The 18,931-nt window shown below is 72.0% G+C and carries 18 protein-coding genes and 1 pseudogene; 6 read left to right on the top strand and 13 right to left on the bottom strand.

Translation table 11 applies throughout. The features are described 5' to 3' along the window. Nucleotides 1–11: 11 nt before the first annotated feature. The 3 genes from ACGF8A_RS30820 to ACGF8A_RS30810 form a co-directional block, all read right to left on the bottom strand. Entirely contained in the window at nt 12–1,643 is a 1,632-nt protein-coding gene (locus ACGF8A_RS30820; RefSeq protein WP_393113531.1) for a hypothetical protein, read from the bottom strand. 12 nt (nt 1,644–1,655) lie between these two features. After that, a complete protein-coding gene (locus tag ACGF8A_RS30815; protein ID WP_393113530.1) occupies nt 1,656–1,922 on the bottom strand; it encodes a hypothetical protein in 267 nt (88 codons plus the stop codon). A 553-nt stretch (nt 1,923–2,475) separates the two neighbouring features. Then, nucleotides 2,476–3,270 carry a nucleotidyltransferase domain-containing protein gene (locus ACGF8A_RS30810; protein ID WP_393113529.1) on the bottom strand — a complete coding sequence of 265 codons (795 nt, stop codon included), beginning with the start codon at nt 3,268–3,270 and terminating at the stop codon, nt 2,476–2,478. A 279-nt stretch (nt 3,271–3,549) separates the two neighbouring features. Here ACGF8A_RS30810 and ACGF8A_RS30805 point away from each other — a divergent pair, with 279 nt between their 5' ends. Both ACGF8A_RS30805 and ACGF8A_RS30800 read left to right on the top strand, forming a co-directional pair. After that, nucleotides 3,550–3,963 (top strand): RidA family protein, encoded by a 414-nt coding sequence (locus ACGF8A_RS30805; protein ID WP_393113527.1) that lies wholly within the window; start codon nt 3,550–3,552, stop codon nt 3,961–3,963. Nucleotides 3,964–3,986: 23 nt separating this feature from the next. Further along, complete coding sequence (locus ACGF8A_RS30800; RefSeq protein WP_393113525.1) at nt 3,987–4,409, top strand: GNAT family N-acetyltransferase; 423 nt, start codon at nt 3,987–3,989, stop codon at nt 4,407–4,409. Here ACGF8A_RS30800 and pip read toward each other — a convergent pair. Together pip and ACGF8A_RS30790 are read right to left on the bottom strand one after the other, a co-directional pair. Beyond that, complete coding sequence (gene pip / locus ACGF8A_RS30795) at nt 4,316–5,389, bottom strand: prolyl aminopeptidase (RefSeq protein WP_393113524.1); 1,074 nt, start codon at nt 5,387–5,389, stop codon at nt 4,316–4,318. The genes ACGF8A_RS30800 and pip overlap by 94 nt on opposite strands. 36 nt (nt 5,390–5,425) lie before the next feature. Then, complete coding sequence (locus ACGF8A_RS30790) at nt 5,426–6,220, bottom strand: uracil-DNA glycosylase (RefSeq protein ID WP_393113523.1); 795 nt, start codon at nt 6,218–6,220, stop codon at nt 5,426–5,428. Between the two features lie 651 nt (nt 6,221–6,871). Here ACGF8A_RS30790 and ACGF8A_RS30785 point away from each other — a divergent pair. Further along, entirely contained in the window at nt 6,872–7,477 is a 606-nt protein-coding gene (locus ACGF8A_RS30785) for an RNA-binding S4 domain-containing protein (RefSeq protein ID WP_393113590.1), read from the top strand. A gap of 266 nt (nt 7,478–7,743) precedes the next feature. On the opposite strand, the gene ACGF8A_RS30780 is transcribed toward ACGF8A_RS30785, so the two are convergent. Then, complete coding sequence (locus tag ACGF8A_RS30780) at nt 7,744–8,235, bottom strand: DoxX family protein (protein ID WP_393113522.1); 492 nt, start codon at nt 8,233–8,235, stop codon at nt 7,744–7,746. A gap of 272 nt (nt 8,236–8,507) precedes the next feature. Then, a complete protein-coding gene (locus tag ACGF8A_RS30775; protein WP_393113520.1) occupies nt 8,508–9,194 on the bottom strand; it encodes a class I SAM-dependent methyltransferase in 687 nt (228 codons plus the stop codon). A 167-nt stretch (nt 9,195–9,361) separates the two neighbouring features. Between ACGF8A_RS30775 and ACGF8A_RS30770 the strand changes: the two genes are divergently transcribed. Then, complete coding sequence (locus ACGF8A_RS30770) at nt 9,362–9,664, top strand: DUF6343 family protein (protein WP_393113519.1); 303 nt, start codon at nt 9,362–9,364, stop codon at nt 9,662–9,664. A 105-nt stretch (nt 9,665–9,769) separates the two neighbouring features. Here ACGF8A_RS30770 and ACGF8A_RS30765 read toward each other — a convergent pair whose 3' ends face one another. From ACGF8A_RS30765 to rpsA, 4 genes are all read right to left on the bottom strand, one after another. Then, a complete protein-coding gene (locus tag ACGF8A_RS30765; protein ID WP_393113518.1) occupies nt 9,770–10,150 on the bottom strand; it encodes a tetratricopeptide repeat protein in 381 nt (126 codons plus the stop codon). Nucleotides 10,151–10,349: 199 nt separating this feature from the next. Further along, nucleotides 10,350–10,982: a dephospho-CoA kinase gene (gene coaE / locus ACGF8A_RS30760; RefSeq protein WP_393113517.1), complete on the bottom strand. Its 633-nt coding sequence runs from the start codon at nt 10,980–10,982 to the stop codon at nt 10,350–10,352. A 120-nt stretch (nt 10,983–11,102) separates the two neighbouring features. Further along, nucleotides 11,103–12,041, bottom strand: coding sequence for a PAC2 family protein (locus tag ACGF8A_RS30755; protein ID WP_393113516.1), 939 nt, complete (start codon nt 12,039–12,041; stop codon nt 11,103–11,105). 204 nt (nt 12,042–12,245) lie between these two features. Then, nucleotides 12,246–13,742: a 30S ribosomal protein S1 gene (rpsA, locus tag ACGF8A_RS30750; RefSeq protein ID WP_015661187.1), complete on the bottom strand. Its 1,497-nt coding sequence runs from the start codon at nt 13,740–13,742 to the stop codon at nt 12,246–12,248. A 370-nt stretch (nt 13,743–14,112) separates the two neighbouring features. On the opposite strand from rpsA, the gene ACGF8A_RS30745 reads away from it, so the two are divergent. Together ACGF8A_RS30745 and hrpB are read left to right on the top strand one after the other, a co-directional pair. Further along, the gene (locus tag ACGF8A_RS30745; protein WP_393113589.1) at nt 14,113–14,922 is read left to right on the top strand and encodes a class I SAM-dependent methyltransferase; all 810 of its coding nucleotides are present in this window, start codon (nt 14,113–14,115) and stop codon (nt 14,920–14,922) included. A gap of 91 nt (nt 14,923–15,013) precedes the next feature. Further along, nucleotides 15,014–17,578 carry an ATP-dependent helicase HrpB gene (gene hrpB / locus ACGF8A_RS30740; protein ID WP_393113515.1) on the top strand — a complete coding sequence of 855 codons (2,565 nt, stop codon included), beginning with the start codon at nt 15,014–15,016 and terminating at the stop codon, nt 17,576–17,578. On the opposite strand, the pseudogene ACGF8A_RS30735 reads toward hrpB, so the two are convergent. Beyond that, nucleotides 17,568–18,560 (bottom strand): annotated as a pseudogene (locus ACGF8A_RS30735) (DUF3068 domain-containing protein). The gene hrpB and the pseudogene ACGF8A_RS30735 sit on opposite strands and share 11 nt — an antisense overlap. A gap of 21 nt (nt 18,561–18,581) precedes the next feature. Then, on the bottom strand, nt 18,582–18,716 hold the full coding sequence (locus tag ACGF8A_RS30730) for an SPW_0924 family protein (RefSeq protein WP_393113514.1): 135 nt from the start codon (nt 18,714–18,716) through the stop codon (nt 18,582–18,584). Between the last annotated feature and the right edge of the window lie 215 nt (nt 18,717–18,931).

The raw sequence follows: 18,931 nt of genomic DNA, 5'->3' as shown, positions 1-18,931 counted from the left end.
CGCGAGGGTCGTCAGGCGAGGAGGTAGTACGCGGCTCTGGTCGCGTCCGCCGAAGCGGCACCGCCCGGGGAGGGTGCGTACAGGTCGGGAAAGCGGGCGTCGCGGTACGGCTTCAGCAGGCCGGGAAGATCACCCCAGAACGCCTGCGGGATGCTCTGGTCGGAGACCAGGGCTGCCTGGACGGCGTCGGACGCGGTCACGAGATCTCCGTCGGCCAGAGCTTTCCGGGCCTGTGCCTCCAGGCCGGTCCCCTCCGTGAGCCGCGCCGCTTGAGCCGTACAGCCCGCCTCGGCGAGCAGCACGACGATGCGCAGCGAGCGCGGGGACAGCGTGGGGCGCTCGTCCGCGGGCAGACCGACGGAGGTGCGCCCGCAGTCGACCCCGAACTCGGCGCGCGCGGCCATGGCGGCGTACCAGCGCCGCTGGTTCTCGGCCGTCAGTCGTGCGGGCACCTCTGACGCGGCTGCTTCCTCGGCCCCCTTCCCGGCCTGCGGCCCACAGTCGAGGGCCAGTCGATGGCACGTCATGGCGAGCAGGACCCGGTCGGACGGATCAAGGCGACGGTCCGACCCCATCTGCCTCAGCCGCCTCTTCAACCAGCCGGGTGCCTGGTCCTGCTGGGCACGTGCGGTCAGCGCCCGCGCGGCGTTGTAGGTGGCGGTGAGCGTGCCGAGCTGGGCCGGGGACTTGGCGACGAGGCCGTCGGACCGGACGTTGCCGACCGGAGCGGGAAGGGACGACGCCGCCACGGACCCGTCGAGGATGAGCGCCCGGCGTACCAGCCATCGCGTCTGTGGGTCCGGGTCGTGCAGTGCGGAACGGAGGCAGTCGCGTGTCGGCCGGGGCAGCCGGTGCCGCAGCAGGGCCAGAGCGGCGCGCTGGATGGGGTCGAGGCCCACGCAGTCCCCCGCCAGCCGTACCTCGGCGCCGCGGAGGGCCCGGGTGGCCTGGGCGCGCAGACCTGCCGCCCGCAAGGCCTCGACCGCGTAGAGCACCGGTACGGGCTGGTCGGCACGAGCGGTGTCCACCGCGAGACGCTCCAGAGCGGCGCGCGGCACCTCCCCGTCCCGGCCCAGGCACGTCAAGGTGCTCAGAAAGGCGGCTCGGGTGGCGAGCGAGGTCAGGGCGTCGTCCGCGCGATCCGGAGCCCGCAGATAGGCGAGCGCTTCGCTCTCGGCCCGCTCCCGGACCCCGGCATGATTCAGGAGCGTCGCCGCTTCAGCAGGTTCCGGGCCGTCGGCCCCGGAGGAACCGGCCAGCGACAGGCACACGTAGTGGGCGCGCCAAGCGGGGGTGTCCAGCATGTCGGTCCGGGCGAGGTGTGCCAGCGCGGCCGGTCGGACCCTGGGCACCGGCTCACCGCTTCGCCGACCGGGCAGTGCGGCCTCCAGGCGCCCATAGGCGGTCGGATACAGCGCCGGATCCCGTCCGGCGTCAGCGCGTGAGGCACGCACCAGATCGTTGGCACCGCGCAGGGCGTCGAGCTGCCCGGCAAGGCCGCCGCCGGGCGGGCCGGGCCGCTCGACCGTCCCTCCGCCGTACATCGAGGCGCCCAGCGCCGCGGCGATCGCCACGGCGACGGCGGCGAGCAGTCGGTTGCGACGGTCCGTGTGCCTGCCCTGGCGGAGAAGGCTGTTCTTCACGGCGTTCGCAGGTCAGTCGTTTGCGCAGGCGGAAGCGAACGCCTTGACACCAGCTTTGAAGGCGCCTCCGTCGGAGCAGGTGGTAATGCTCGTGTTCATCGAGCCGCCTGGATCGGCGATGCCGCTGATGTCGGCGATCCAGGTGTTGTTGTTGGTCCAGCTGACCTGACGGGTGTTCTCACTGACCTGCGTACCGCTCGGGCTCAGGGAGAGAGTGGCCTGCCATCCGTTGGCCTTCACCGTCGCCACGTTGGTGATCTTGCTGACCTTGTACCTCACGCCTCCCCTTCGTGGTCTTGGTGGACGTCTTGAAGGAACACTTGTCGGCGTAGACATTGCAGTGCCAGGCGCTGGCCACGACCTTCGCACCCGTGCCCGGCAGGGTGGTCGACCCGGCGTCGGAAATGGCCAGGCCGGGCACGGCCGTCCCCATGACCAGCATCCCGGCGATCCCACTGGTCAGCAGGGCTTGCTTCATCTGTGTCTCCCCGTGTTCATGGCGCGCCTGTGCGCGTCGTACGCCGCCTTCGGGCGGAAGCCGGACTGTACAGGCGGCGCAACGCGTCAAGAACGACTGAAAAGCGGCGTATGAATGCCCAAGGCCTGAGAGATCCAGGCAGTATCGGCGTGATAGATGTGACGCTCCGTCATGGCTCTCCGCTCCGCCGCACCGCGATCTCGATGAACCGTTCCCCGCGGCCACGGGTCCGCGGCTCACCCGGCGCCCGGGAAGAACAGGTTCCGGCCACGCGAAGCGGGTCGAGTTCACACGTGGGCGTGACGCACCTGGAGAACGACGTGGCACTGACCCCCCGGTGCTGACGCCACGGCATCACCTACTCGTCGCCGACGTCCCTTCCATCGCATCAGCGAACAGCCGCTCGGCTTCGGCGACGGCCCGGCTCAGCTGATCAGGCAAGGCGCTCAACCCACCGATCACGCCGTCGATGCCTCGCAACCCCGCCCGCTCCAGCAGCCGCTTCTCATTGGCCACCCACTCCCCCCGCGCCGCCAGCACGGCGTGGCCGGTCTGTGCGGCTGCCGTGGCGATGGCGCCGGTGGTCTCGGTGAGGTGGCCCGACCGGGCGTGGTTGGCCTTGGCGTAGGTGAGGGTGGCGCGGGCGGTGCCGTACCAGCGACGGCTCGCGGTGAAGCGCAGCCGCTCCGGATAGGAGGGCGGAGGCGGCAGGCGCCCGCGCAGGACCTGGTTGATCGCCAGTTCCGCGACGACGAGGTAGGTGGGAATTCCCGCGAGATGGAACAGCAGCGGCTCCACCCGGAACCGTCCCTGCTCCGCCTCAGCCAACTCCCTTTCCACGACGTCGAGATCACGGTAGTGAACGTCGACGCGCCGCCCGTCGACGGTCAGCCACGCACCGCCGTTGAACACGCCCCCGCCCCAGTCCCCGACCTCCGACACCTCGCCCTCCCAGCCGAGGGCGCGGAGGTCGTCGGGGGCGAAGTGGCCGCGGTAGTAGACGGCCAGGTCCCAGTCGCTGTCGGGGCCGTCGGTTCCCTGCGCACGGGAGCCGCCGAGCGCCACGGCCTGGACGGTGGGGAGGCCGGCCAGGCGGTCCGCGATGGTGCCGAGGAAGGTGTCGTCGGCAGCGGGGGTCGGGGCGGTCATGGGCCCAGCGTATGAAGTCGTGAGCCGCGGCTGTACGCGGGTACGCCGCCGCGTGGCCGCAGGGAGCGGGCTGCGGGACCGGTGGGCCAGGCAGGGCCTGGCGGAAATTCGGATGCGGACCGCCGGCGCCGGCACGGATGATCGGTGGGTTGGCCACCGTGCGGCCCGTGTGCCGAACGCCCAGTGCGTGCTCCGTGCGCTCCGTGCGCTCTGTGCGCTCTGTGCGCTCTGTGCGCGGCGATACGCCTGTGCGCCGCCCCCGACCTCAGGAGCGAGCCCGTGATTCAGCGCGTCACCGTCCCCTCCCTCTTCCCTCCCCCCGCCTACTCCCACGCCTCCGTCGTCGAGGCCGGTGCGAGACTCGCCTTCCTGGCCGGTTCCGTGCCGCTCGACGCCGACGGGAAGCTGGTCGGGGACGGAGATCCCGTGCGGCAGACTCAGCAGGTGGTCGCCAACCTGGAGGAGCAACTGCGCGCCGTCGGCAGCGATACGTCCCACGTGGTGTCGACCGAGGTGTACGTCGTGAGCGGTGAGCCCGCGGTGCTGTCCGCGGTGTGGAAGGTCGTCGAGGCCTCCGGGCTGAGCGCCGGCCCTCATTCGTCGACGCTTCTGGGGGTGGCCTGCCTCGGCTACACGGGGCAACTGGTGGAGATCACGGCTACGGCCGTGGTTCCCGACGGCCCTCAGGCGTGAGCCGGGTCGCGCTCCGCCGGGCCGTGGCCGCTGACGCCGGTGCGGCGGCGGACGTCTGGCTGCGGTCGTTCGCCGCCGCACTGCCCACGGTCGTCCGGCCCCACTCCGACGACGAGGTGCGGATGTACTTCCGGGAAGTGGTGGTGCCGCTGCGGGAGACCTGGCTGGCGGAGACCACGGACGGCGTGGTCGGCGTCATGGTGCTCGACGGTGACGAGCTCTCCCAGCTCTACCTCGATCCGGACTGGCGCGGCCGGGGCGTCGGGGACCTCTTCATGGATCTGGCCCAAAAGCGCCGACCGGGCGGTCTGAGCTTGTGGACCTTCCAGGTCAACACGTCCGCCCACCGCTTCTACGAACGCCACGGCTTCGAGGCCGTGGAGCGCACCGACGGCAGCGCCAACGAGGAACGCGAACCGGACGTCCGGTACGTGTGGCGGCCCTGAGCAGCAAGGCCGAGAGCGCACCGGTCCGTCGCCGCGACCAGTACCTCCGTCATGCCCGGCGCTCCCGCGTTGTGCCCGGCCTCGTCGACCATCACCAACTCGCTGCCCTGCCAGGCATGGTGCAGCCGCCGGACGATGCCGAGGAGGTTGCCGAAGTCCAGGCCGCCCTGGACAAGGGTGCCGGGGATGCCCTTCAGAAGATGCGCGTCGCGGAGCACCACACCCTCGTCGACGCTCTCGTCGTCGCCCTCGTCCAGGAAGTGGTCGTTGCCCCAGTAATGCGTGACCGTGCGGGCGAAGCCCATGCGGAACACGGGGTCCTCGTAACGCGGTACGGAACGCGGCGGCGCGGGAACGACCGCCGTCTCCCAGTCCGTCCAGGCGCGTGCCGCCCGCTCCCGCACCCCCGCGTCCGCGGACTCCAGCAGCCGGTTGTAGGCGGCGGCGAGGTTGCCGTCGCGGTCATCTTCCGGCAGCTCGCCGACGAACCGTTCGTAGGCCTCCGGGAAGATCTCGCCCAGGCCCCGGGTCATCAGCGCCACCTCGGCGTTCGACCCCGTCGCGACCCCGGTCAGCACCATCTCCGACACCGCACCGGGGTGCGTCTGCGCATACCGCAGCCCCAGCACCGACCCCCACGACACGCCCCACACCAGCCATCGCGCGATCCCGAGATGCCGCCGCAGCAGTTCCAGATCGGCGATGAGACGATCCGTCGTGTTCACGCTCATGTCGGTGCCGTAGGCGCTCGCCTTCGGCACCGACCGCCCGCAGCCCCGCTGATCCAGCAGCACGACCCGGTACGCCGCCGGGTCGAAGTAGCGCCGGAAGTTCGGCGAGCACCCGGTGCCGGGCCCTCCGTGCAGCATCACCGCGGGCTTGCCGTCCGGGTTGCCGCAGGTCTCCCAGTAGATACGGTTGCCGTCGCCGACGTCGAGCATGCCGTGGTCGTACGGTTCGATCTCCGCGTAGAGGCCCATCGGGGCACCGTAGCTGCGCGACGACGGCCCCGTCCGTCATTTTCGCACCGTCAGTCCCGCCGTACGCGCCGCCCTGCGCAGCACCTGCCGCAGCATCTCCGGAGTGAGGCGGCCGGTGAAGGTGTTGCGCTGGCTGACGTGGAAGCAGCCGAAGAGGTCGAGAGCGGAGGGCCCCCCGGGAGGCTCGGGGCGAGCGGGGGCACCTGCGCCGGCGGGTACGGCGGAGGCGGGTACGGCGGCATCGGCCGGCGCGGCGAGCCTCACCTGTGCGCCGTGCGCGAAGGCGGGCCTCGGCCGCGGCACCGGCCAGCCCGCCTCCGCGAACGCCGGCAACGCCGCCTGCCAGCCGAAGGCACCGAGCACGACCACTGTCCGCAACGTCGGTCGCAGCAGGCCCAGTTCCTGGACGAGCCAGGGTCGGCAGGTGTCGCGTTCCCCGGGTGTGGGCTTGTTGGCGGGCGGCGCGCAGTGCACGGGCGAAGTGATCCGGACGCCGTACAGCTCCAGGCCGTCGTCGGCCGCCACCGAGGTGGGCCGGGACGCGAGCCCTACGTCGTACAGCGCCTCGTACAGCACGTCCCCGGACCGGTCACCGGTGAACATCCGGCCCGTACGGTTCCCGCCGTGCGCCGCCGGAGCGAGGCCGACGATCAGCAGCCGCGCGTCGGGCGGCCCGAAACCCGGCACAGGCCGCCCCCAGTACGTCCAGTCGGCGAAGGCGGCACGCTTGGTACGGGCCACCTCCTCACGCCAGTCGACCAGCCGAGGGCATGCCCTGCAGCCCGCGATCCGCTGGTCGAGGCCGGGGAGGCCGGCGGTACTGCTGTCCATGCGTCCACCGTAGATCCGTGCCGTCATCCACGCGGTGACCGCCCCGGCGGCCCTGCCGACGCCCGAGGCGGGTGGAAAAGCCCTCCGGCACACCCGGCCAGTGGAGCTAGGGTCGATGGCATGGCTTCCGATCGCATGGACGAGGCAGGCGGCGGGACCGGCCGGATCGCCCTGGACCCGACCGCCGCCCCGGCCGACGCACGTGCCCTCGAGTCACCCCGCGCCCGAAACGCCGAGGTGACCCGAGCGACACCCGGCTCCCCCGCCCCGTCCGCCTCCGAGGTGCCCACCGACGCCCGACAGCCCGAGGACCGAAGCGCCCCCGAGGACCCGGTCGGCCCGGAGGCTCAGAGCTTCCCCGAGAGCGCGCGTGTCCCCGAAAGCCCGTTTGTTCCCGAGGGCCTGTCTGTTCTCAAGGCTCGCAGTGGCCCCGAGGGCCGAAGCATCCCCGAGGCCATGGCCGCCCGGGAGGCTCAGAGTTTCCCCGACGGCCCGGCCGCCCCCGACAGCCCGGCCGACCCCGAGGGCCAGAGCTCACCCGAGGGCCAGGGAACCACCGAGGCTCAGGGAACCACCGAGGGCCAGGGAACCACCGAAGGTCAGCTAACGACCGAGGCTCCGGCCGCCGACGACCCGAAGGTCGCCGCCGCGATCGCAGCCGCCGAGGCCGCCGGTCCGGCGGGGGGCGAGACCGTGCGCATCGACAGCTGGATCTGGTCCGTGCGGCTGGTCAAGACCCGCTCTCAGGGCGCCACGGCCTGCCGGGGCGGCCATGTCCGGCTGAACGGCGAGCGGGTCAAGCCCGCCCACGCGGTACGCGTCGGCGACGAGGTACGGCTGCGGCAGGAGGGCTGGGAGCGGGTGGTCGTCGTCAAGCGGCTGATCCGCAAGCGGGTCGGTGCTCCGGTGGCCGTCCAGTGTTACATCGACAACAGCCCGCCGCGACCGCCCCGCGAGGCCGTCGCGCCCGCCGGTATCCGCGACCGCGGCGCAGGCCGCCCGACGAAGCGAGACCGCCGTGAAATGGAACGCCTGCGCGGCCTCGGCGGCCCGGGGTTCGCGGGGGCCGGTGGCCGGGGAGTGCCGGGTGGAAAGGGGAGCCCGGGCGGAAAGGGAGGTCCGGCGGGCCTCGGAGGGCAGGGCGGTTCGGGCGGGCGTGGTGGGACGGGCGGACGTGGCGGCGCGGGTGGACTCGGCGGCCCGGACGGCGGCTCTGGTCGACCGGGTGGCCGGGGCGGCGGGTCCGGAGGGCGCTGACCCGCGGGACAGCGGGCAGTGCCGTGCGCTGTCCGCTGTACTGCGGTGGCGGGCCGTCCCGGTCCACCGGCCGCCGACCCTCGGGCCCAATGCAACGGCCCCGACCCTCCGGCCCATGCATCGGCCGCCAGCCGGTGGCCAATGATCGCCGGCCGCCGGCCGCCGGCCGCCGGCCGCCGAACCGCCGACGCCCCGCCCCGCTCCGCTTCCCGATCCGCTTGCCCGCGCCGCCGTTCGTCATCTCATCTGCTTCAGACCCCCGTTCATCACCCCTCTCGCCTCAGCATCAACGTCAGCTCAGCGTTCTGCCCCCGCCGCGCCCAGGCGATCAGCGCGAGGGGCACCAGCAGGATCACCGGTGTTGCCGCGTTCTGCCCGTCGAAAACCATGAGCTGCGTGAGGAACGCCCCCACCATCAGCACCCCCAGCGACATCGCCGCAACGGACTGGAGCCTCGGCATCAAAAGGGCGACGGCACCGGCCAGTTCGAGCACTCCGACGATGTACATCCCCGCGTTGCCCCAGCCGATGTCGGCAAAGATCTCCGTGGCCGAGGAATGTGCGATCAGCTTGGGCAGCGCGCTCGCGGCCCCGAAGAAGAGCGCGAGAGCCACCTGAAGGGCACGCAGGGCGATACGTGCACGGCGGCCCCGTGCGGTCGCCGACTCGGCCACGACCGCGGACGGCGAAGCCGACGCGACGGGAGCGACGGAAGCGCCGGAAGCGCTGGACGCGGCGGAAGCAGTGGTCTCCGACATGAGGGTCTCCTGTGTGAAGCGGTCCGGGTTGCTGTCACAGAGGTAGACCCGCCACAGGTCCGGAACTCATCGCAACCTCTCGCCCCAACCTCATGGCGCCCTGTCCTCACCGCCGTCAAGCCTTGTCGCCGTAATGCCCTGTCGCCGTAATGCCCTGTCGCCGTTGAGCCTCACCGCCTGTCCGGACTCCCGCGTCCGGCCCGCTCACACCACCCCTGCGCCGTATCCCCTGCCTTCGTGGGTCCCCCAACCAGCCTCAGCGCTCTCCGTGTTCAGGCCCGCTCCGCCGCCACTGCCCTCACCCATGTCCGGCCCTCCGTCAGGTAGTCGTCCACTCTCAGGCCCACCTCCCCCAGCGCTTCTTCGAACTCCTCCTGCGTCAGCGGCCGGGCACGGAAGGTCTGTGTCCACGTCGCGTCCGGGAACTCGTACTCCGCGCGCACCGAGTTCGTGCCGTCGCCGCCCGGTTCCGACGACGCGATGCGCAGGGTGAAGCCGCTGGGATCGATCCGTTCGCGCGGCACGTTCGTGTGGTAGTCCTCGCCCTCCCGCTGGATCACCACACAGCCGCCGTCCGCCAGGTGCCGCACGCACGTGCGCAGCAGAGCCCGCCGCACCTCCTCGTCCCCGGCGTGCACCAGGAACGAGGCCAGCAGCACCGCGTCGAACCTCTCCCCCAGGTCGAGCATCTCGATCGGGCTGCATATCGTGCGCGCCCCACTGACGCGCTCCAGCATGTCGGGCGACTCGTCCACCGCCGTGACCGTGTAGCCCCGCTCCAGCAGGGGGTGGGTCATACGGCCGACCCCGCTGCCGAGCTCCAGAATGTGCGCCCCGGTGGGCACCGCTCCCGCGATGATGTCCGGCTCCTCCCCCACCGACAGCCGTGAGTACAGCTCGACCGCGCAGCCGTCCGGCGTGATCGCTCCCGGCCCCGTCCCCTGGTGCCCCGCTCGCATTTTCAGCTCCATGCCCGCACAACGGTCCACATCCGCACGGCCGTTCCCACCCGCCCACGGCTCACCCGTTCGAGTGATCACGGATGCGGTCCCGAGCCGCCCCTCCCCGTCACGCTCGGCTCCTTGGAGAACAACCGGGCCGAAGAGTACGTTTCAAGTGAGGAGTGATGATCCCGATGCGGACAGGCAGTGAGCCCATGACCGCGCGCAGTGCACTGCGCGCTCGCTTCTGGCTGTGTGTGTGGGGAGCGGCCTGGGCGATCTTCGGAACGGTGGCCTTCATGCTGGCCGGCCGCCCGGGCTGGGCAATCGCCTGCGGCGTGCTGTGGCTGGTGATCACCATCGATCTGGCCGTCATCGTCCGGCACATCCGCCAGGGCCCGCACTTCCAGCCCGGCCGGGACGTCCCGCCGTACCGCCCCATCGATGACCGCGCACCTCACCGCCCCCCGGACGACCACACTCCGTAGCCGCCCTCCGGCTCCCCGTCGAGCGGCGCTGCCTACGGACGCCCGGCCCATCGAGCCCCGCCACCTGCAGAACACCGGCGCATCGATCGCGCCGCCCTGAAAGGCTCACCCGTCGAACCGTGCCGCCTTCAGATACTCCGGGTTCGGATCCAGCGCGGCCGCCAGCCGGAAATGCCGCTTCGCCTGGTCCGGCCGGCCCTGCCGCTCATAGGTGCGGGCGAGCGCGAAGTGCGCGAACGCGTTGTCCGGCTCGCGCTCCAGAACGATCGTGAACTCCAGTTCCGCGGGCCGCAGTTGCGCGGCGGCGAAGAACGCACGCGCGCGTAGCAGCCGGGCCGCCGTGTTCTCGGGGTGCGCGGCGACCACGGGGTCGAGCAGCTTCACCGCGCCCCGCGGATCGCGCGCGGCGAGCAGTTGCTCGGCGGCGCGGTAGTCGATGACATGCGTCTCCGGTGAACGTCCGGTCGAACCGCTGGTGTCGGGCACGGCAGAGTCCTTCCCTTACTGGCCGGATTCAACGCCCGCTGCCGTTGCCACTATTCCCGCAGGCACTCCTCGGACCGCGCCCATGGCCGTTCCGGCCACGCCCCACACGTAGCAGCACTCAAGCCACAGCCCCGCACCGCCCCAACCCTGCACCGCCGCACCACGAACCGCCGCACCGCAGGCTCGGACACCGCAGGCGCTACGCCCGCGGCTCCCCGGCAGGCGATCCCGGGGACGCATGCGCTCGCCGCACCAGCTCCGCCCACACCTCCCGCACCCGCCTCTGCAGCTCCGACAGCGGGACGTCGTTGTCGATCACGATGTCCGCGATCTGGAGGCGCCTCTCACGCGTCGCCTGGGCGGCCATACGCGCGCGTGCGTCCTCCTCGGTCATGCCCCGCAGCCGTACCAGCCGGTCCAGCTGGGTCTCGGGGGCGGTGTCGACGACGATCACCAGATCGTAGAGCGGCGCCAGGCTGTTCTCGGCAAGGAGCGGCACGTCGTGGACGACGACGGCGTCCTCCGCGGCCGCGGACTCCAGCTCGCGGGAGCGGGCACCCACCAGGGGGTGGACGATCGAGTTCAGGACGGCCAGCTTCTCCGGGTCGGCGAAGACGATCGACCCGAGCCTCGGCCTGTCCAGGCCACCGTCCGGGGCAAGCACCTCGTCACCGAAGGCGTCGACCACCGCGGCGAGCCCGGGAGTGCCGGGCGCGACGACCTCCCGCGCGATGCGGTCCGCGTCGACCAGGACGGCTCCGCACTCCACGAGCAGCCGCGACACCTCACTCTTGCCGGCGCCGATCCCGCCGGTCAGGCCCACCTTCAGCATGAGCGGAAGCTTAGGCCCTGCCGGTGACGACGCACCCCGTGGGGACGCCCCCTCGGGGAACACCGACCGCACAGCCCTCTCCCCATCCCGAAGCCGCCCGCCCCCACCGCGGCGACGTCCTCAGTTCTCCCCTTCACGCTCCGCCAGGAAGCGCTCGAACTCCTGCCCGATCTCGTCGGCCGACGGAATCTCCACCGGCTCGGCGAGCATGTTGCCGCGGGTCTCGGCGCCCGCGACGGCGTCGTACTGGTGCTCCAGGCCCTGGACGAGGGCGGTGAGTTCCTCGTCGCCTTCCTGGATCTGCCGGTCGATCTCCGACTGCGTGCGATACGCGTGCGTACGCAGGGAGTGCGCGATACCCGGCAGCACCAGCCCGGTCGCGGCCGTGATGGTCTCCAGCACGGTCAGCGCCGCGTCCGGATACGCGGAGCGCGCGATGTAGTGCGGAACGTGCGCGGTGACGCCCAGAACGTCGTGGCCGGCCTGCATGAGGCGGTACTCGACGAGAGACTCGGCGCTGCCGGGCACCTGGGCCTCGTCGAAGGGGCTGCGGTAGCCCGGTACGAGGTCGGTGCGGTTGCCGTGCGGGGTGATGCCCACCGGACGGGTGTGCGGCACGCCCATGGGGATGCCGTGGAAGTTCACGGCGAGGCGTACGCCGAGGCGCTCCGCGATCTGGTCCACGGCCGCGGCGAAGCGCTCCCACTCCACGTCCGGCTCAGGGCCGGACAGCAGCAGGAACGGCGCGCCGGTGGTGTCCTGGACGAGCCGTACGGCGATCGTGGGCTCCTCGTAGTCGGTCCACCGGTCGCGCTTGAAGGTCAGCAGCGGGCGGCGGGCGCGGTAGTCGACGAGCCGGTCGTGGTCGAAGCGGGCGACGACCTGGTGGGGCAGCGTGTCGAGGAGCCGGTCGACGATCTGGTCGCCGGTCTCGCCCGCGTCGATGTATCCGTCGAAGTGATAGAGCATGACAAGTCCGGCCGACTCCTGGGCGAGCGCCATGTCGACGACGGCCAGGCCCTTCGGCTCCCACGTGTACAAACCCTGCGGATCAAGCACAGTGACCGCTCCTCCTCGTGTCCGTACTCGACAACGCCGCCCACCGGAGGCGCATTCCCGTCCGGCACGCCAAGATCGGCTGATGCGTCAGCAGCCGAACGTGTCGGAGCCGGGGCAGAGTTCGCGGCGACCGCGGACACGCCAAGGGCCCGTACCACGGAGGTACGGGCCCTTGGCTATCGGCTATGCCTCAGCGGTGAGCGTTCAGCTCTGGCCGCCGGCCAGCTTCTCGCGCAGCGCGGCGAGCGCCTCGTCCGAGGCCAGCGCGCCGGAGTTGTCCGGGCCCTCGGAGGAGTACGAACCGCCGGACGCGGCCGGAGCCGCACCCGCCGCGTCGCCGCCTTCGGCCGCGGCGGCGGCGTCGGCCTCGCGGGACTTGATGACCTGCTGCTGGTGCTGCTCGAAGCGGGTCTGCGCCTCGGCGTACTGGCGCTCCCACTCCTCGCGCTGCTTCTCGTAGCCCTCGAGCCAGTCGTTGGTCTCGGGGTCGAAGCCCTCGGGGTAGATGTAGTTGCCCTGGTCGTCGTAGGACGCGGCCATGCCGTACAGGGTCGGGTCGAACTCGACCGAGGCCGGGTCGGCACCGAAGGACTCGTTGGCCTGCTTCAGCGAGAGGCTGATGCGGCGGCGCTCGAGGTCGATGTCGATGACCTTGACGAAGATCTCGTCGTTGACCTGGACGACCTGCTCCGGGATCTCCACGTGGCGCTCGGCCAGCTCGGAGATGTGGACCAGACCCTCGATGCCCTCGTCCACGCGGACGAACGCACCGAACGGAACCAGCTTGGTGACCTTACCCGGGACGACCTGACCGATCTGGTGGGTCCGGGCGAACTGCTGCCACGGGTCTTCCTGGGTCGCCTTCAGCGACAGGGAGACGCGCTCGCGGTCCATGTCGACGTCGAGGACCTCGACGGTGACCTCCTGGCCGACCTCGACAACCTCGGACGGGTGGTCGATGTGCTTCCAGGACAGCTCGGAGACGTGGACCAGACCGTCGACGCCACCCAGGTCCACGAAGGCACCGAAGTTGACGATCGAGGAGACGACGCCGGAACGGACCTGACCCTTCTGCAGGGTGGTGAGGAACGTCTGGCGGACCTCGGACTGGGTCTGCTCCAGCCAGGCACGGCGGGACAGCACCACGTTGTTGCGGTTCTTGTCCAGCTCGATGATCTTGGCTTCGAGCTCCTTGCCCACGTAGGGCTGGAGGTCGCGGACGCGGCGCATCTCGACCAGGGAGGCCGGGAGGAAGCCACGGAGGCCGATGTCGAGGATGAGACCACCCTTGACGACCTCGATGACGGTACCGGTGACGATCCCGTCCTCTTCCTTGATCTTCTCGATGGTGCCCCAGGCACGCTCGTACTGGGCGCGCTTCTTCGAGAGGATCAGGCGGCCTTCCTTGTCCTCCTTCTGGAGAACAAGGGCCTCGATCTCGTCACCGACGGCGACGACCTCGTTGGGGTCGACGTCGTGCTTGATCGAGAGCTCGCGGCTCGGGATAACGCCTTCGGTCTTGTAACCGATGTCGAGCAGGACCTCGTCCCGGTCGACCTTCACGATGACGCCGTCGACGATGTCGCCGTCGTTGAAGTACTTGATCGTCTCGTCGATCGCGGCGAGGAAGGCTTCCTCGTTACCGATGTCGTTGACCGCTACCTGCGGGGTGGTGGCGGTGGTCTCGGTGCTGCTCGTCATGTGGGAAAGGGCTCCGGTACGGACATTGAAGTCGTAGGTACTGCTTACGCCGGGAGCCCGTTTCGCTCTGCAGAAGCCGGACAGCCAAGGAAGCGCCCCACCAGAACCTGGTGACGGCGCCTCGACAACCGAGGGGACATACAACAGATGCGAGCGCAGCCTGCTACGTCTGAGGTGCGCAGGCCCGCAGCGCAACTTGTAGCATACGGGGGCAGCCGGACAGGGTCAATGCGCGAAGGCGCACACCCGGGGCGGATCACCCCATACCCGGCACAAAACCTGTCTTCTGAGGCCACGCAGGCCCTGGGGCGCCCCTCCAGCGACACCCCCGGAACGGGCTGGACGGCAGATTACGACGAGGGAGCCGATCATCCAAGAGCCGGAAGCGTTCGAGCCGGAAGCCACCCGGCGCACCGCCGATGTCACGGAGAGCGCCCGGGCCAACCGGGGCTGGTGGGACCGCAACGCGGACGAGTACCAGACCGAGCACGGCACGTTCCTCGGCGACGACCGTTTCGTGTGGGGACCCGAGGGCCTGGACGAGGTCGAGGCGGAGCTGCTCGGCCCGCCGGAGGACCTCAAGGGCAAGGACGTGCTGGAGATCGGCGCCGGCGCCGCCCAGTGCGCGCGCTGGCTGGCCGCGCAGGGCGCCCACCCGGTCGCCCTGGACATCTCCCACCGCCAGCTCCAGCACGCGCTGCGCATCGGCGGCGCGTTCCCCCTGGTGTGCGCCGACGCGGCCGCCCTGCCCTTCGCGGACGCCTGCTTCGACGTGGCGTGCTCGGCGTACGGGGCGCTGCCCTTCGTGGCGGATCCCCGGATGGTGCTCCGGGAGATCCGGCGGGTGCTGCGGCCGGGCGGCCGGTTCGTGTTCTCGGTGACGCACCCGATCCGCTGGGCGTTCCCGGACGAGCCCGGTCCTGAGGGCTTGAGCGTTTCGGGTTCGTACTTCGACCGGACCCCCTACGTCGAGCAGGACGAGCACGGCCACGCGGTGTACGTCGAGCACCACAGGACGGTCGGCGACCGGGTCCGGGACGTCGTGGCGTCCGGGTTCCGGCTCGTGGACCTGGTGGAGCCGGAATGGCCGGCCTGGAACACCTCCGCATGGGGCGGCTGGTCCCCGCTGCGCGGGAACCTGATCCCCGGTACCGCGATCTTCGTGTGCGAGCGGGACTGAGCCCCCTCCCACATCAGGCACACACGCGTCAGACACACATGTCGGGCACACACACGCCGGGCCTGTCCCGCGGTCGTACGACACTAGGTGCGTGATCCGCGACGACGCCCTGGACGCCCTCCCCGTACGTAGCGCCCTGCCCGCCCTGCGCGAGGCCCTGGACGGGCACGGCACGGCCGTCCTCGTCGCACCCCCGGGCACGGGCAAGACGACGCTGGTGCCGCTCGCGCTGGCGGGGCTGCTCGGCGAGGGGCCGGCCCGGCGGGTGGTCGTGGCCGAGCCGCGGCGGATCGCGGCGCGGGCGGCGGCACGCCGGATGGCGTGGCTGCTGGGCGAGCAGGTCGGCGGGAGCGTCGGTCACACCGTGCGCGGGGAGAGGTCCGGCGGGCGGCACACGCGCGTGGAGGTCGTCACGACGGGTGTGCTGCTGCAACGGCTCCAGCGGGACCAGGAGCTGAGCGGCGTGGACGTGGTGATCCTCGACGAGTGCCACGAGCGGCATCTGGACGCCGACACGGCGGCGGCGTTCCTGTGGGACGTACGGCAGGCGCTGCGGCCTGAGCTGCGGCTGGTGGCCGCGTCGGCGACGACGGACTCCGAGGGCTGGGCCCGGCTGCTCGGCGGGGCTCCCGTGGTCGCGGCGGAGGGTGCCTCGCACCCGGTCGAGGTGGTGTGGGCGCCGCCCGCGCGTCCCGTGCGGCCGCCGCACGGCATGCGCGTCGACCCGGCACTGCTCGGCCATGTGGCGTCGGTGGTACGCCGGGCGCTGGCCGGGCGGGCGGGGGACGTGCTGTGTTTTCTGCCGGGGGTCGGGGAGATGGCGAAGGTCGCCGGGCAGCTCGGGGATGTCGGGGACGTCGAGGTGCTGCAGGTCCACGGGCGGGCGCCGGCGGCCGTGCAGGACGCGGTGCTCTCCGCGGGGACACGGCGCAGGGTGGTGCTGGCGACGTCGGTGGCCGAGTCGTCCCTGACGGTTCCCGGGGTACGCGTGGTCGTGGACTCGGGGCTGGCGCGTGAGCCGCGGGTGGACCACGCGCGCGGGCTGAGTGCGCTGACGACCGTGCGGGCCTCGCAGGCGGCCGGGCGGCAGCGGGCGGGACGCGCCGGGCGCGAGGCTCCGGGGGCCGTGTACCGGTGCTGGGCGGAGGCCGAGGACGGGCGCCTGCCGCGCTTCCCGGCGCCGGAGATCCTGGTGGCCGATCTGACGGCGTTCGCGCTGCAGGCGGCGTGCTGGGGTGATCCGGAGGCGTCCGGGCTGGCGCTTCTGGATCCCCCGCCGGGCGGGGCCATGGCGGCGGCGCGGGGAGTGCTGCGGGCGGTGGGGGCGGTCGACTCCGCCGGACGGGCGACGGAGCGGGGCGCGCGGCTGGCCCGGCTCGGGCTGCATCCGCGGCTGGGGCGGGCGTTGCTCGATGCCTCCGCGTTCGTCGGGGCCGAGCGGTCGGCCGAGGTGGTCGCCCTGCTCAGTGAGGAGGCGCCTCGGGAGTACGGGGAGGACCTGGCCGCTGCGCTGAGGGCTGTCCGGCGTGGGGGCGACGCCTACGCAGGGCGCTGGCGCGCGGAGGTCCGGCGGCTGCGGGCCGTCCTGGCGGAGTCGGCCGGCCCGCCCGCCGATGACCGCCGGCCGCCGGCCGCGGAGTTCGGGGGGCCGGGCGGACGGGACTGCGTGCGCGCTTCCCACGCGGCGGGGAACCCCGCCGGCGTCGTGGCCGCGCTCGCCTTCCCGGAGCGGGTCGCCAGGGCCGACGGCGGGTCGTATCTCCTGGTCTCCGGGACCCGGGCAGAGATCGGGGAGGCCTCGCCCCTGCGGGGAGCGCCCTGGCTCGCCGTCGCCGTGGCCGACCGACCGCTGGGCAAGGGGCACGCGCGCGTGCGGCTCGCCGCCGAGGTGGACGAGGAGGTCGCACGGCTGGCGGCGGGCACTTTCCGCACCGAGGCGCAGGAGGTCCACTGGGCCGGCGGTGACGTCGTCGCGCGGCGGGTCGAGCGGCTCGGGGCCGTGGAGCTGGCGGTGCGCCCGCTGCCGGACGCGGCTCCCGGCCTCGTACGGAAGGCGCTGGTGGACGGGCTGCGGCGGGAAGGGTTCGGGTTGCTGCCGTGGCCACCGGAGGCGACCGTACTGCGGCAGCGGCTCGCGTTTTTGCGGTGGCACCTCGGGGAGCCGTGGCCGGACGTGTCCGACGAGGCTCTGCACGCGCGCGTGGAGGAGTGGCTGGAGCCCGAGCTGAGCCGTGCGCGGCGGCGCGGTGATCTGGCGCGGATCGACGCCGGGCAGGCACTGTCCCGGTTGCTGCCCTGGGCCTCGGGGGAAGCGGCGCGGCTGGACGAGCTCGCGCCCGAGCGGATCTCCGTGCCGAGTGGGTCCAGGATCCGGGTCGACTACGCCGATCCCGAACGGCCCGTCCTGGCCGTGAAGTTGCAGGAGATGTTCGGGCTCCAGGAGTCGCCCGCCCTCGCGGGGGTCCCCGTGCTCGTGCATCTGCTCTCCCCCGCCGGCCGTCCCGCCGCGGTCACCGCGGACCTCGCCTCCTTCTGGCGGGACGGCTACAAGGGCGTACGGGCGGAGTTGCGCGGCCGCTACCCCAGGCATCCGTGGCCCGAGGACCCGGCCACCGCCGAGCCCACCCGGCACACCAACGCGCGACTCAGGCGCTGACCGGTTCCGCTTGCGTGCTCTCCGCGGGAGGCGCCTCGCCGGGGCGGCGGCCACGGGCCTCCAGGTACAGGGCGAGGGTGAGCAGCAGGACGCCCAGCGTCAGAAAGCCCCAGGGCAGGTGGGAGGTCATCAGCAGGACCAGGGTGCGGTTGGACTTGACCAGGCCGACCGTGTGGTCGATGTAGTCCTCGCGCATCTTGACGTGGCCGGCGAAGGCCGTGACCTTGTCGCGGCCGCCGAGCAGGGTGCCGCCGCGGAGTTCTTCCTCGTGGATCTCCTCGCCGTGGACGGGTGCGCCGGTGAGCGGTTCCACCCAGAACTTGCGGACCGTGGTGTACCAGCGCGTCGTACCCGTCTCGGCCACGGACTCGGGGGTGATGCCCTCGACGGGCATGACCTCGGGGAACGGGACCTTCGTCCACGGGATCGTCTGCTCGAAGTAGTAGACCTCGACGCCGCGGAAGGTCTGTGTGCCCTTGTAGTGGATGGGTGCGGTGATGCGCGCTTGTGCGTCGAAGTACTCGTAGTTTCGTTTTTCGGTCAGGAAGGGCTATTTGAACTCGATGCCCTCCCGCCGCACAGGGTCGCCGTCGACCATCTCGCCGGGGGCGTGGACGGGTTCCTGGGTGTGGGCGTCGAAGATGTACCGCTCGGGGATCCTGGAGACCATCTTGCCGTCGGGGCCCTGGACGTAGGACAGGCTGTCCCAGACGACCACGTCACGGCCCGCCGTGCGCTCGATCCGTTCGGAGGCCTCCACGTCTCCCTTGAGGGTCTGCACGATGGTCACCTCGGGGACCTTGCGGGCCTGCATGGTGCCGTAGTCGAGGAGCGTGGCGTCCTTCGCTTCCAGAACCATCTCCTGGTACTGGTTCGGCGGGATCTTCGCCAGGCGAGGGAAGGCGTACCAGCGCAGCAGGGGGGACAGGGCCGCGAAGAACACGGCGAGGGCGAGCAGAATGAGGCTGGTCCTGCGGCGCATCTCGGTCTCCCTCCGCCGGGGTCACGGGTGTGCCGGCACCGTCGTCAGCAGCGGTTTCGGTGACGTCCCGCCCGTCGGTGCGCCCATGGCCGTGATCGTGAGCACCACGGCGACGGCGACGGCGAGACCGGTCACCGCGGCGATCAGGGCACGCATGCCTGCCTCCGGCGGACTGGAACTGATACCTCGTCAGGTCCGGCACCGTAGCAACGAGCGGGCGGGATGAGAACACGTCGCACACACAGTGGCGGGGGCCCCCCCCGCCGGGGGGGGGGGGGCCCCCCGGGGGGGGGGGGGGGCGGGGGGGGGGGGCCGGGGTGGGCGCCGGGGCGCGCGGGGCCCAGGGGGGGGGTGTCGGCGGGCCCGGCGGC

This window comes from Streptomyces sp. NPDC047706, from assembly GCF_043204795.1.
In the GTDB taxonomy this organism is placed as follows: domain Bacteria; phylum Actinomycetota; class Actinomycetes; order Streptomycetales; family Streptomycetaceae; genus Streptomyces.
This window is presented reverse-complemented; position numbering and strand designations above follow the sequence as displayed.